12 protein-coding genes are annotated in these 13507 nt (G+C 46.1%); 10 read left to right on the top strand and 2 right to left on the bottom strand.

Annotation, left to right across the window (positions count from 1 at the left end; genetic code table 11):
- Positions 1-21: 21 nt before the first annotated feature.
- Both FO446_RS21685 and FO446_RS21680 read right to left on the bottom strand, forming a co-directional pair.
- Entirely contained in the window at positions 22-645 is a 624-nt protein-coding gene (locus tag FO446_RS21685; protein WP_232774318.1) for a YqaA family protein, read from the bottom strand.
- Positions 646-982: 337 nt separating this feature from the next.
- Entirely contained in the window at positions 983-2332 is a 1350-nt protein-coding gene (locus FO446_RS21680; protein WP_173610777.1) for an aminotransferase-like domain-containing protein, read from the bottom strand.
- Between the two features lie 136 nt (positions 2333-2468).
- Between FO446_RS21680 and FO446_RS21675 the strand changes: the two genes are divergently transcribed.
- From FO446_RS21675 to FO446_RS21630, 10 genes are all read left to right on the top strand, one after another.
- The gene (locus tag FO446_RS21675) at positions 2469-3416 is read left to right on the top strand and encodes a DMT family transporter (RefSeq protein WP_237899011.1); all 948 of its coding nucleotides are present in this window, start codon (positions 2469-2471) and stop codon (positions 3414-3416) included.
- Positions 3417-3569: 153 nt separating this feature from the next.
- Positions 3570-4556: an ABC transporter ATP-binding protein gene (locus FO446_RS21670; RefSeq protein WP_173610779.1), complete on the top strand. Its 987-nt coding sequence runs from the start codon at positions 3570-3572 to the stop codon at positions 4554-4556.
- 44 nt (positions 4557-4600) lie between these two features.
- Positions 4601-5404, top strand: coding sequence for an ABC transporter permease (locus tag FO446_RS21665; protein ID WP_047072025.1), 804 nt, complete (start codon positions 4601-4603; stop codon positions 5402-5404).
- Positions 5401-6198, top strand: coding sequence for an ABC transporter permease (locus tag FO446_RS21660; protein ID WP_173610780.1), 798 nt, complete (start codon positions 5401-5403; stop codon positions 6196-6198). The genes FO446_RS21665 and FO446_RS21660 overlap by 4 nt, the downstream gene beginning before the upstream one ends.
- 61 nt (positions 6199-6259) lie before the next feature.
- Entirely contained in the window at positions 6260-7315 is a 1056-nt protein-coding gene (locus FO446_RS21655) for an ABC transporter substrate-binding protein (protein WP_173610781.1), read from the top strand.
- 151 nt (positions 7316-7466) lie between these two features.
- Complete coding sequence (locus FO446_RS21650) at positions 7467-8942, top strand: spore germination protein (RefSeq protein WP_237899010.1); 1476 nt, start codon at positions 7467-7469, stop codon at positions 8940-8942.
- Positions 8943-8959: 17 nt separating this feature from the next.
- Complete coding sequence (locus FO446_RS21645) at positions 8960-10063, top strand: GerAB/ArcD/ProY family transporter (protein ID WP_173610783.1); 1104 nt, start codon at positions 8960-8962, stop codon at positions 10061-10063.
- Positions 10060-11163: a Ger(x)C family spore germination protein gene (locus tag FO446_RS21640; RefSeq protein WP_173610784.1), complete on the top strand. Its 1104-nt coding sequence runs from the start codon at positions 10060-10062 to the stop codon at positions 11161-11163. The genes FO446_RS21645 and FO446_RS21640 overlap by 4 nt, the downstream gene beginning before the upstream one ends.
- A 66-nt stretch (positions 11164-11229) precedes the next feature.
- Positions 11230-12063 (top strand): alpha/beta fold hydrolase, encoded by an 834-nt coding sequence (locus tag FO446_RS21635; RefSeq protein ID WP_237899009.1) that lies wholly within the window; start codon positions 11230-11232, stop codon positions 12061-12063.
- A 152-nt stretch (positions 12064-12215) separates the two neighbouring features.
- Complete coding sequence (locus FO446_RS21630; RefSeq protein ID WP_237899007.1) at positions 12216-13502, top strand: copper resistance CopC/CopD family protein; 1287 nt, start codon at positions 12216-12218, stop codon at positions 13500-13502.
- Positions 13503-13507: the final 5 nt, after the last annotated feature.

The following is a 13507-nucleotide window of genomic DNA, read 5'->3' as shown; positions in this document are numbered from 1 at the left end:
TGCTTTTTGAAATCGTCTTATTTATTCATTCATGACTTTCTCATTGATGCCATTTCTGATGCCAGCACTTTCCATTTTCAGCTGGCGGCGCTTGGCGACGATTTTCTTCACCCATAACCCGATCAAGATGAGCGGCACCACGGTGAGAAAGATATAGAGAGAAACGTTATGGACCATATTTTCCGCCATTTTACCGTAAAAATAAAACAAGAATCCGACTGCGTAAAATTTGACAGCCCGTCCAATTGCGGCATACCCGATCAACTTCCACAACGGGAATTTCAAGCAACCCGACATGATTGTAAATACTTTAAACGGAATCGGTGTAAACGAACCGATGAAGATCGCGACTTCGCCCTTCTTTTGAAACATCTCTGTTGCAGAGTCAATCCATTCCTTTTTGAGGATTTTGTACAGAACGGATTTGCCTAGTACTTTACCGATTAAATAACCGACGGGAGTCCCTATGAGACAAGCAATGTAGCCTACCGTTGCAATCCACAATGCCTGCGAAGGATCAACGAGGCTGAGTGGCACTTGAAGAAAGAAGGCAGGAACGGGGAAGATGACTGCGTCTGCAAAAGAATGAATGAACATTCCCAAATAGCCGTATTCCATTAAGAAATCTAAAATGTTCTGAAACATCTATTTCTCCTTTGTCATTCTATCGTTAACTGCCAGTCATCAACTCAATCGAGTCGGATCGTACCAGGTAAATTTTATGTGTATAGATGCGATTCTACTTCAAACTGGCTGACTTTGGAACGAATTTTTTTGAATTGGGATTCACTTACTATGCAACGGTAAACCATGTTCCTGTATCTATCTGATAATACGATGTAGATCGTTTTCTGGTTACTCAACAATTCTTCACGTTCGCCTTGGTTTTTTTGAATACACTCAATAGCTTCATTATCGAGATTTCGTTGTTGTCCAAAAACGCACTCTCGTCGGATTTGATCTACGACTTAAGGCGGATAGGTTAACGGTGCATGCGACGTAACACATCCATCAACACGTCAATCCCTTGCTCAATCACTGCTTCCTTGGCATAGGACACATTCAGCTTCAACATATTTTCTTGCGGAAAGCCCTCCAAATAATTTTTGTCGGCAGTATCCACAAGGATCGAACGTTTTTTGAGCTGGCTGATAACAGCAGGAACCGGGATGGAATCGGTCAACACAATGTGCGTATGAATCCCTGGGTATGCAAGGGGCTGAAAGGTGAACAGATGGTCTTCATTCGCCGCAAAATGGTTCAAGGACGCCATCAGCAGGTTGGATCGCCGGTGATAGGAACTGCGTATTTTTTGCTTGTGTCGCTCGAACATTCCGCTTTTTAGGTAAATTTCCAGCGCCGCTTGAGATAGCATGGAGCTGTCGATATCCATGAGTCGTTTGTGTTGGTTGAAGGAATCCTTTAGCACATCCGGTATAACAGCTACACCCAGACGGAGCCCGGGAAAAATAATCTTGGAATAGCTTTTTACATAAATCGTGCGAGAAAAACGGTCATAGGCAAAGAGGGGATCGGCTTTGCTGTCATGCTCAAGGTCTGCCATGTAATCGTCTTCCACGAGATAGACGTCGTACTGCTGGGCAAGCTCCACAATACGCTGCTTATCCTTTCGGCTGTACGACGTACCGAGCGGGCTATGATAGCGAGGCATCGTGTAGAAAAACTTGATATCTCCCGTGCGGAAAATAGACTCCAGCTCTTCTAAATCGATTCCTTGGGCAGTGCGCTTGATCCCGACGACAGGATGCTTGCGTACTTGCAAGCTTTCAATGAAAAGATGGTAGCTGGGCTGCTCAATCAGAATCGTTTCTTTGCCATTTGGAAAAGGAAGACTGCATAGCAAGGATAGAGCTTGTTGGACACCGGAGGTAATGAAAATATTGCCCGGGTCCGTAAAAACCTGATGATTCCCAAGCAGCTTGGCAACGACAGCAATGAGCGATGGCAAGCCTTGGGTGGTTCCGTATATGAAAAGATCGTTTTTATAGGTTTCAATCGCTTTATTGATGCAATGTTGAAAGTCGATGTAAGGAAAGAGGTCAGGATCGGGAGCAGAGGTCGCAAAATCGATTGTCGACGTATCTGCGGGTTGTATCTTCCTTTGCTTTTTCACGACGTAGTAGCCACTTCGGTCGACCGAGTAGATGAGATGACGCTTTTCGAGCTCATCCAAGGTGCGGATAACAGTACTCTTGCTGCATTGGTAGCGAGAGGCGAGCTCCCGAATGGAGGGAAGTCGGTCTCCGTCTCGATAGGAGAGGCTTTCAATCAACGATTCAAGTTCATTTTGAAGCTGCAAATATTTGTGCATCTAGAAACCTTCCCTTACCCCCGAATTTGTATCGGTACAGTTACTCCTTTTTTGCATTGTAGCACGATTGCTCCCCCATTACTATTAACCTAAGACGGCCGTCTGTAAAAAGTCCCCAGTAGGAGAGATACATGCGATGAAAGACCAACAAAAAGCGATTCTTGCGGCATTACTGAATGCAGGGATTACCGGCTTGTCGTTTTTGTTTCTGAAAATGGCACTTGCTGTAACCAATCCGGTTGATACTTTGGCACACCGTTTTACCGTGGCATTTATCGCTGCATCCATCCCGATCGTGTTTGGGTGGATCAAGCTGTCCATCAAACCAAAAGACATGCTCACGATTATACCGCTCGCCATGCTGTACCCCATTCTGTTCTTTACCCTTCAGGCGTTTGGACTGGTGTATACCACTTCGTCGGAAGCAGGGATTATTCAAGCAACCGTTCCGATTTTTACCATGATCATGGCGGCATTCTTTTTGGGAGAGTCTTCTACGTGGCTGCAAAAGCTGTCCACGCTTTTATCCGTCGGAGGTGTCGTGTACATTTTTGCAATGAAGGGGCTGGGTGTAAGCGCAGGCTCAGGGAGCAGTATCGGTACCATTCTCATCCTGTTATCCGCGTTTTCTTTGGCGGGGTATAGTGTTCTGGCGAGAAAAATGACCAAGTCCTTTCATTATATAGATATGACGTATATGGTGGCGTTACTCGGATTTGTGTTTTTTAACGGCTGGTCAGTTATTCGCCATGGTGCAGAGGGGACTTTATCCACGTATTTTGCCCCTTTCGCCAGCTCGGCCTTTATCATCTCGATTGTATTTTTGGGGATACTGTCCTCGCTCATGACGTCATTTATGACCAACTTTGCCTTGTCCAAGATGGAGGCATCCAAACTCAGCGTGTTTAACAATTTGTCTACGCTGGTTACCATCGTGGCAGGCGTTATCTTTTTGCAGGAACAACTGGCATACTATCATCTCATTGGCGCAGTGATGATTATTATCGGGGTGATTGGGACGAACTTCCTGGGGGCAAAATTTAAACAGAAGAACACGCCTCAACCGAAATCCACATCTGTGTGAGAAAAGAAAAAGGATACACAACAGAGCGAATGTTTATTCATTGGCTCTGTTTGTTTTTGTGGAGGAATCGTTCGTGAAACTGTTTACAAATCGTATCATACACGATATAGTTACCTAGATTGTGAGTATAATGACATATGGTGAGATGACGGAATGAAAAAAATTATACATCTGGATTCGATTGAAAAGAGATTTGCAGATACTGTCGTCGTCCCCTCTTTTTCTCTCTCCATTGAAGAAGGGGAGTTTTTGACGTTACTCGGCCCCAGTGGCTGTGGGAAAACGACACTGCTGCGAATGATTGCTGGATTTGAGCAGCCAACGACCGGGGAAATTTTCCTGGACGAAAAGCCACTTAGCGCTGTGCCGCCGTATCAACGCGATATGAACATGGTGTTCCAGCAATATGCTTTGTTTCCACACATGACCGTGGAACAAAACATCCTGTTTGGTTTGAAAATGAAAAAAGTGAACGCAGCCGAACAACAGAAGCGTTTGGAGGAAGTACTTCAGTATGTCCAACTGACAGAATTGCGGAAGCGCACGCCAAAGCAGCTGTCTGGCGGACAACAGCAACGCGTAGCAATCGCACGGGCGATTATTAACAACCCACGCGTTCTGCTTCTGGACGAGCCTCTAGGTGCTTTGGACTATCAATTGCGAAAAAGCTTGCAGCTCGAATTGAAAAACTTGCAGAAAAACCTAGGGATAACGTTCATTTACGTTACCCATGACCAAGAAGAAGCGATGGCGATGTCCGATCGAATCGCAGTCATGAACAAGGGACGAATTGAACAGATTGCTTCTCCAGCAGAGATTTACAACTCCCCGCAAACCTTGTTTGTGGCTACCTTTATTGGGGAAAACAACATTTTCCGGGAAAACGGAACGAATGCAGCGGTACGTCCGGAAAAGATCAAGCTGTACCCGGTTGACTCTGACAAGGACAAGCACAAGAAGCTGGGTACCATTGCTGACGCGGTGTTCCTCGGCAATCTGCGCAAGGTATTTATCCGCCTTGAGGGGCAGGATATGACCGTAATGGCACACCAGTACGCAGGTGACGGTCTGGACTGGCAGGTGGGAGATCAAGTGGCCATTGGCTGGGCACAGACGGACGAGGTGATTCTTCCTTGTTAAACAAGAAGCCGGTAAAACTGCTCGCGCTTCCCGCCCTTTTGTGGATGGGTGCGCTTTTCGTCCTGCCTATGCTTATGATTGCCATACTGTCTTTCCTCAAAAGAGGCACGTACGGGCAAGTTGTCTATGAGTTTACGCTGAACAATTACATCCGTATTTTCGATCCGCTGTATGGCCAAATTTTTGGGGATACGCTGGTCGTAGCGGTTTTAACAACTGTCTTTTCGATTTTGTGCGGCTATCCGTTGGCGTATTACATTTCACGGCTGGAAAAATCGACTCAGCAAATATGGCTTTTGCTCGTGATGATTCCGTTTTGGATCAACTTCTTGGTCCGTTCCTATGCGTGGGTAATCATCCTGCGTTCGCAAGGCGTAATCAATACGTTCCTGCAATCGCTGGGCATTATTTCGGAGCCGCTGCCGCTTCTGTACAATTCGGGCTCTGTCCTGCTCGGGATGGTGTACACTCTTATGCCGTTCATGGTACTGCCGATTTATGTGTCGCTGGAGCAAATGGATCGCCGCAAGCTGGAAGCCGCGTATGATCTGGGCGCAACGCCTTGGAAGGCTTTTTGGCACGTGACTCTGCCGATGACCAAGACAGGTGTCGTCACTGGATCGATCCTCGTCTTTGTTTCTTCCATCGGGATGTTCGTCGTTCCGGATGTGATGGGCGGAGCGAAATCGGCTCTGATCGGAAACGTCATTCAAAATCAATTTTTGTCCGCGCGTGACTGGCCGTTCGGTTCTGCCTTGTCCATCGTGCTGATGCTATTGTCCATGCTGTTGATTCTTCTTTATTTCCGCGCTACCAAAGCGAGCGAGACAAAGGAGGGATCAGCATGAAAACATTACGTCGAAACGCACTATCTGGATACTCGTGGCTGATGCTGGTCTTTTTGTATCTGCCAATTTTGATCCTTGTCCTTTATTCGTTCAACGATTCACGGATCAACGCTACGTGGACGGGTTTTACGTGGAAGTGGTACGTTTCTTTGTTTGAAAACAGGCAGGTCATGCAAGCGCTGATGAACAGTTTGACGATTGGGGTTATCAGCAGCGTCATCGCAACGGTTTTGGGTACGGCTGCCGCTCTGGCGGTCAAGCACTATTCGCTTCGTTGGAGCAATATCTTTAACGGGCTGATGTACTTGCCGATCGTCATCCCGGAGATCATGATGGGGTTGGCTATGCTCGTGTTGTTTAGCCAGGTGCAGATGGAGCTGGGGAAAGTGACTCTGATTCTGGCGCATGTCACGTTTAGCATGCCGTATGTGATGGTCATTATCTCTGGACGTTTGGCTGATATGGGCAAGGAACTGGAAGAAGCGTCTCAAGATTTGGGAGCAACTCCTTGGGAGACATTGCGCTATGTGACGTTGCCTCTGATCATGCCAGGGATCATCGCAGGCTTCCTGATGGCGTTTACCCTATCGTTGGACGATTTCATTATTTCGTTCTTCGTGGCTGGTCCGAATTCGACTACATTGCCACTCTACATTTATGGGTTGGTCAAACGAGGCGTCTCGCCAGAAGTGAATGCACTCTCGACGCTTTTGATCGTGAGTACCGTGCTGTTGGTTGTGGTGGCAGAGGTTTTCCGCCGCAAAGACTCAAAAAATAATCAATCCATCTTTTAGAAACATCATGGAGTTTTCATAAAGGCAATCCCATAACTGATTTGGAGGTTGAGAGGAAAAAATGAAACGTTTCAAGTCCTTGATGATCGGCGCTTTGACCGCCGTACTTGCGGTGACTGCTGTAGGCTGCTCATCGTCATCTGAACAAGAGCAACAAGTATTGAATATTTATAGCTGGGCAGACAACTTCGACCCAGACGTCATCAAAGATTTTGAGCAAAAATTCAACGTGAAGGTCAACTATGATGTATACGGCAGCAACGAAGAAATGCTGGCAAAAATTCAAGCGGGTGCATCCGGTTACGACCTGATTCAACCTTCCGACTACATGGTAGGCACTATGATTCAGCTGGGTCTCCTGGAAGAGTTGAACAAAGCGAACATCCCGAACATGGGCAATATTGTGTCTACGTTCAAGACACCTCCTTTTGACAAAGAAAACAAGTATTCACTCGTATATACATGGGGAATTACCGGGATCGCTTACAACAAGAAATATGTAAAAGAAGCCCCGACAAGCTGGAACGATCTGTGGAATGAAGCTTACAAAGGCCGTGTCATCATGCTGAACGATCCTCGTGAGGTTATGGGAATGGCACTGATCAAGAACGGTTTCTCCAATAGCACGACGAACACAGAGGAACTGGAAAAGTCCTTTGCTGATTTGAAAAAAGTAGTACCGAATGTTGTTGCTTTTGATACAGACAACATCAAGCAAAAGATGATTGCGGAAGAAGCATGGATTGGAACGGTTTGGTCCGGAGACGCCGCTTTCATTCACGCACAAAATCCAGATGTGGAGTACGTCATTCCGAAAGAGGGCGCAACGATCTGGGCAGACACGCTGGCGATTCCAAAAGGCGCTAAGAACAAGGAAATGGCTGAGAAGTTCATCAACTACCTGATGGACCCAGAGGTCAGTGTGAAAAACTACGAATCGATTGGCTATAGTAACCCGAACGAAAAAGCATACCCACTGCACAGTGAAGAATATCGTTCCAACAAGATGGTCTTCCTGGATACAGCAGACATTGCCCGTGCGGAGTGGCTGGTCGATGTAGGAGAAACCTTGCAGCAATACGACCGCTACTGGACTGAAATGAAGAGCGGCAGATAAAAAGTGGTGAACAAACCGAGATGGAGTATTTCCGTCTCGGTTTTTTTGTGTTCATTTTGTCTGGGATCTTACTCTTCGGCTGGAAGGGGGGAATAGAGCGAAGACATTGGAAAAATAATAAGGGGACACCATATATTGGGGTAAATATAAAATGACAACCAACATGATTTCTGAATCCGTTAGCGAGACGCGTGAAAAATTATGGGATCAAATGCGAAATCCGCGAATGGTGTTTCATAACCTTTCTTGTGGAGCCAATAGCTTGTTGCTAGCCTATCTCCCCTATCTAGTTGATACGGTCATTCTCCAGCAGGTGTTGCTTCCTTATTTCGAAAGGTTACCTGACGAAAAGATCGATCCTGATACGATTTTGGGGAATGTTCCTGTTGCTCATGTCACCAAAACCATGGATTACAGTCAAGTCAGCGATTATCTCGTGAGGGGATGGATTTACCTTCAAATAGAAGGAATGGCGTGCGGGCTTCTTCTCTACGTAGCAAGAATACCGAGTCGTTCTTTGGGAGAGGCTCAGGTCGAAACCCAGATTTTCGGTCCCCAGGTTTCTTTTACTGAAGACTTGGAAACCAATTTAGGGGTGCTACAGGGGTATCTGTCGACTGATTTGCTTACCAACGTATCCATTACGATTGGGAAACGGAGCAGGACGAATGTGGAAATATGTTACATGGAGGAACTGGCGGCTCCTGAAAATATTCAAACCGTCATGCAGCGTTTACGCGATTTAGATATAGACGGCGTGATTGACAGCGGAAAATTGGTTCAACTGATTGATGACAATACGTTCTCTATTTTTCCGCAGCTAATCCTGACAGAGCGACCTGATCATGTAAGTGAAGCTTTGTTGGAAGGAAAGGTAGTCGTATTTGTCGAGGGGAGCCCGTTTGCTATCGTCGGCCCCAGTTCCTTCGTGGACTTTTTCAAGTCCAATGAAGATCTCTATATCCGGTGGCAAATGGCTTCTTTTATAAGATTGTTACGTTTCTCGGCTCTTTTTGTCTCTCTGTTTTTTACAGCTACTTATGTGGCTGCGCTTACGTTTCATTATGAAATGATTCCATCTGCTCTCCTTGTATCGCTCGTAAAGTCTCGATCCAAGGTACCTTTTCCCCCATTATTTGAAGCTTTGTTACTTGAAATGATTATTGAATTCTTGCGGGAGGCTGGAGCAAGACTTCCTTTTAAAGTTGGGCAAACGATAGGGATCGTGGGCGGTATCGTAATTGGACAGGCAGCCGTTGCAGCGGGTTTTACCAGTAACATATTGATCATGATTGTGGCGCTCAGTGCCCTAGCTTCATTTACTTTTCCCTCCTACATGATGAGTACGGCAGTCCGCATCCTCCGCTTTCCGATTATCCTGTTAGCTGGAATTTGGGGAGGTTTTGGAATTATGCTAGGCGCGTCTTTTTTATTGATACACATCCTGCGTCAATCAAGTCTGGGACGCCCGTTTTTTCTCCCCTTTTTTCCTTTTCGCTCGCAGGATTTTAAAAACAGTCTGATCCGGTTTCCTTTTTACTCTCTCGGCAAGCGTCCGGTTATGACACGTTCTCCTGACGATACCCGTTTGCCTGATAAAGTCGAGAAAAAAAGACCAGTTCAGTAGTTAGGTGTTGAGTGTGAATGTCACGGTCCATTTTTCGTCGGAATAGCCATATGGCTATCAGCGTATCGCTTGCGCTATTTATGGTTCATAGCAATCAGGTTGGAATCGGCATAGCGGGCGTACAACGCTTTATTTATGATAGGGTACAACAAGACGCCTGGATTGCGGTCATAATAGCAGGCATTATGACCCATATTGCGGCGTGGTTCATGCTAAAAATCTTAGCGAAATACAAAGACATGGATTTGTATGACATTCATCAACGTGTATTTGGGAAATGGCCTGCCCGTGTTCTTAATTTCATCTTTATCGTATATATCATGGGCTCGGCCTTAACGATCTTGAGAGGGTACATCGAGATTATTCAGTCATGGATGTTTCCGGAAGTACCTTCCTGGATATTAAATGCCTCCTTGCTTTGCCTGGCCATTTATGGAGTAACAGGTGGTATTCGGGTGTTGGCTGGAATTAGCTTTTTTTCTGTAGGGTTGACGATATGGCAGCTACTGCTCTTGGTTTATCCCATGCAATACGCTGATTTTCATCTGTTGCAGCCAGTCTTTCATCATGATCTTGTACAGCTGATGGACGGTGCGAAGAAGATGTCCTTTTCCATCATCGGATTTGAGATCATTTTGTTCATCTATCCGTTTGTAAAGGAAAAGGAATTGCTATCGCGGTATGTACATGGTGGATTGTTTATGACCACCTGCTTGTATGTGGTAGTCATGCTGGTTACACTCTTGTACTTTCAAGGAGAACAGCTTCAGCATCTAATCTGGGCAACGCTAATGATGATGAAAATTGTAGAGTTTCCGTTTTTGGAGCGTTTTGAGTTTGTGTCCATCTCACTGTGGATGCTCATCATGCTGGATAATTTGCTGATGAACCTGTGGGTAGCCATGCGAGGGGTTCATCATATTAGTGGGCTCAAGGAGAGAATGGCACTTATCGGGATTGTTGGTGTCATGTTTTTGGCTAGCAATTTTTTGGAAACACGCCAGTCGATTAATCTCATCACGGATATTTTCGGTGGTGTAGGCTTCTATATCATTTTTGTTTATCCCATCGTGCTTTATGTAGTAATTCGGCTGTTTCGGAAGGGACCGGTCCGGACATGAAAAGGTTGCGTTTGCTTTTACACTATCTTTTAGTGGTCGTGTTATTGAACGGCTGTGGGGAGCAACATGTATTAGAAAAATTGGGACTGGCGGTTGCGGTGGGGTACGATCTTAGCAGAGATGGAAAGCTGTTGGGTACCACGGTATTTTATCAAATTGACCCGGAGGCACGTGAGCTGGTCACTGTCATTTCTGGCACAGCACATACAAGCAAAGGACTCACCGTTTCACAGAACAGGGAGTCTTCCAAAAAAATTGTAGGAGGTCAAATTCGCGTCGTGGTCTATCACGATGAGTTAGCGCGTAAAGGGATCCTGTCTCTTGTGGAAAACTTAACGCGTGATGCCTCCATAGGAAGTAATGTCTATTTAACGGTAGCGAAAGGTCGGGCGTATGATATTTTGACACATCGCTACCCCGAGAACAGCAACATTGGCATTTACCTCTATCAAGCCATACGGCAGAACGTCGAAGGGGAGAATATGATTTCCTCGAAACTTCATGAGTTCATGAAAGATTATTATGCAATCGGGAGAGATCCCGTGATGCCTTATATTGAAAGAGTAAAGAATGAATTGCATATTAATCAAATTGGTTTATTTCGAGATCAAAAACTGGTAGCAGAGATTACTTCAAGGGATGGATTTTTCCTCAAGATATTACGGGAGCGTTACAATAAGGGGGAATTGGAAATAAATATTTCCCTCGATAAAAAGCGTCTTTTTACTGTCATTGAACATATCTCAAGCAAAAAGCAAATAAAAGTTTTAGATTTGGAGAAACCAAGATTTTCTGTGAAAGTCAATATGTCAGCGCAGATTCAGGAAATGGCTGAAAAAATTGATTTATCCAAGCCTGAGCAGTTGAAAAAGGTCCAAAAAGCAATCGAACTGGCGGTTAAAAAAGAGACGGAACATTTACTGGAAAAGTTAAGAAAGCACGATGTAGACCCGGTAGGATTTGGGGAAATCTACAATATAGCCAGTCAAAAGAGTGGGAAAAAGAAATTGAGTAAAGAGGAATGTCGGGAAATCATCAAAAGGGCGAAATTTGATGTAGATGTCGAGATCATGATTTTGCGTACAGGCGTCATTGGGTAGTCGGAACAAAAAATACATAGACAAGCAACAAGCCGGGGTGAGATAGTGAGGGCGAGGTGAGAAAAGATGGAAAACGGGCAAGCTGTACAGACAGGCTTTCTCGAAGCAAATGGTGCACGTATTTACTATGAAGTAGCAGGGGAAGGCGAACCGCTCTTATTAATCCACGGCTTCAATCTGGATACAAGGCTATGGGATGCCCAGCTGCAAGCATTTGCACAAACGTATAAGGTCGTTCGATTTGATATCCGCGGGTTCGGTAAAACACTGGCGACTGACGTTCCTTTTACGCTGTACGATGATGTGAAAGCGGTTCTGCAAGGGCTTGGGATCGAAAAGGCGCATGTGGCCGGGCTTTCGTTTGGGGGAATGGTCGCGCAGGAGTTCGCCCTTGCTTACCCGCAGATGGTGAACAGCTTGATTCTGGTCGCATCCGGCTTGTTTGGTCACCCAAGAAGTGAACAGAGGCTGCACGATGTGGAACGTTTCAATCAAGTATGTCAGCGTGGGACGACAGAGGAAGCGTTGGAAATGACGACACAAATGTGGTTTGACGGTCCTGGTCAGCCGGTAAATGAGCAAGCTCGTCTAGCACGTAATCGTTTTAAAGAAATAAACAGACACGCCTTTTCGCTGCCGGAGTTTGGAGCCGGACTGGAGGCTTTATCTCCCCCACCAATCGAGCGTTTGGAACATATCAAAGCGCCGACTCTCGTTATTGCAGGAGCGCGGGATTATCCAGATTTTCTACAGATCGCCGATGTATTGACTGAACGGATATCCGGCGCAAAAAAAGTCATCCTGCCTGACTCAGCGCATATCCCACCGATGGATCAACCAGAGGTATTCAACAAGCTCGTCCATGAATTTCTCGGACAAAACACTGTAAAATCATCCTAATGCAGTTTGAAATGGCATGGATCGGAGAGAATTACCGAACATGCCTTTTTTTGTTTTCAACACTTTGCCACATCAGATAGCCCGATGGAGCCATATAGATTCTCGCACTATTTTGATAGGATTAAGGACGGAATAAGGAAGCAGGTGATAGCGTGACATACAACATCAGACAATATGCGGTTGTGTTTTTGCTCTCCTTCTTACTTGTACTGACAACGGGTATGACAACTGCTTACGCCCATGCTGGCTTGATGAGCAGCTCCCCACAAGATGGTGAGGTACTGAAGGCGAATCCGGGACAAATATCTGCGCGGTTTACCGAAACATTGGAGCCCGATCTTGTTAACGTGCGTTTATTTGACTGGAATGGCAAGGAAATAAAAGTGGAGCGGCCGACATTGCAGCCGGGTGATGCCTCGCAGTTGAATGCGAAACTGCCGAGCGATTTGGCTGAGGGGACGTATTCGGTAATCGTGTCTGTCGTATCCGAGGACGGACATCCGATCGAAGAGAAGCTCACGTTTTCTATCGGACAAAAAAGTGCGGTTGTGGTTCCGCCAAATGAGCAAAAAGCAGATTCAAGCTACTTGATCATGTACCGCTATTTGGCGCAAGGAATTATTCTGGTCGGTGGCGGCTTGTATCTGGTAGCGTGGGCAGCACAACGTCAGGGATTGCCTTCGCTTGCCCAGCTCATCGGGATTGGCAGACAAATCGGATGGAGTTTGGCGATCATCGGACTTATATTTTTGTGGTTCTTGTATGACGAATCGTTAACCGCTGTATCCCTTACACAAGCACTGTGGCAGATGGACGGGAACTTGCTCAGTCAGTCTCCGTTTGCGATCATGCTGCTGGTGTCCTTTGCCCTACTGTTATTGATCGCGATCCCCAATATGGTGTCAGGCTGGTATGTGGGAATCTGGGTTCTCTTGATCAGCGCGCAAGCTTTTGGCGGTCATGCATGGGGCATTGCTCCTGTCTGGCTGTCCATTTTGCTGAGACTGTTGCATGTATTGACGGTCGCCGTGTGGATGGGGGCACTTGTCTACTTGTTACTTACAGTCAAAGCGGCTGAACGAGGACAGGAGTCGTTCAAGAGGTTCTTTTTGAAAACAGTTGCGGTGGCGGCAGTGCTTGCCGTCGTGACGGGCGTTGTCATGCTCTTCGTGCAAACGGATGTCATGAGCATTTTCCAGAGTGCAACGACATGGAGCTATCTGTTATATGGAAAAATAGCAAGTGTCTGCCTCATGCTTCTTCTGGCCTTTAGGCAAACCAGACGTTGGCGGACGAAAAATTCTTTGCAGCCCGCTTACTTGCGTTGGGAAATCATATTCGGGATTATCGCGGTTCTGGCAGGACTTTGGATGAGCCAAATCAACTACCCGACTGCGACGACAAATAATCAAGCCGTGATTCAAACAGATTCAAATTAGGGAGG

The organism is Brevibacillus brevis, assembly GCF_022026395.1.
Lineage (GTDB): Bacteria > Bacillota > Bacilli > Brevibacillales > Brevibacillaceae > Brevibacillus.
Note: the sequence above shows the minus strand (reverse complement) of the source record. Positions and strands in the feature narration are given on the sequence as shown.

What these genes read in the sequence shown, in the direction of transcription:
- FO446_RS21655 (WP_173610781.1), top strand. Translation starts at nt 6,260, where the DNA reads ATGAAACGTTTCAAGTCCTTGATGATCGGCGCTTTGACCGCCGTACTT.
- FO446_RS21640 (WP_173610784.1), top strand. Translation starts at nt 10,060, where the DNA reads ATGAAAAGGTTGCGTTTGCTTTTACACTATCTTTTAGTGGTCGTGTTA.
- FO446_RS21660 (WP_173610780.1), top strand. Translation starts at nt 5,401, where the DNA reads ATGAAAACATTACGTCGAAACGCACTATCTGGATACTCGTGGCTGATG.
- FO446_RS21680 (WP_173610777.1), bottom strand. Translation starts at nt 2,332, where the DNA reads ATGCACAAATATTTGCAGCTTCAAAATGAACTTGAATCGTTGATTGAA.
- FO446_RS21650 (WP_237899010.1), top strand. Translation starts at nt 7,467, where the DNA reads ATGACAACCAACATGATTTCTGAATCCGTTAGCGAGACGCGTGAAAAA.
- FO446_RS21670 (WP_173610779.1), top strand. Translation starts at nt 3,570, where the DNA reads ATGAAAAAAATTATACATCTGGATTCGATTGAAAAGAGATTTGCAGAT.
- FO446_RS21685 (WP_232774318.1), bottom strand. Translation starts at nt 645, where the DNA reads ATGTTTCAGAACATTTTAGATTTCTTAATGGAATACGGCTATTTGGGA.
- FO446_RS21635 (WP_237899009.1), top strand. Translation starts at nt 11,230, where the DNA reads ATGGAAAACGGGCAAGCTGTACAGACAGGCTTTCTCGAAGCAAATGGT.
- FO446_RS21645 (WP_173610783.1), top strand. Translation starts at nt 8,960, where the DNA reads ATGTCACGGTCCATTTTTCGTCGGAATAGCCATATGGCTATCAGCGTA.
- FO446_RS21675 (WP_237899011.1), top strand. Translation starts at nt 2,469, where the DNA reads ATGAAAGACCAACAAAAAGCGATTCTTGCGGCATTACTGAATGCAGGG.
- FO446_RS21665 (WP_047072025.1), top strand. Translation starts at nt 4,601, where the DNA reads ATGGGTGCGCTTTTCGTCCTGCCTATGCTTATGATTGCCATACTGTCT.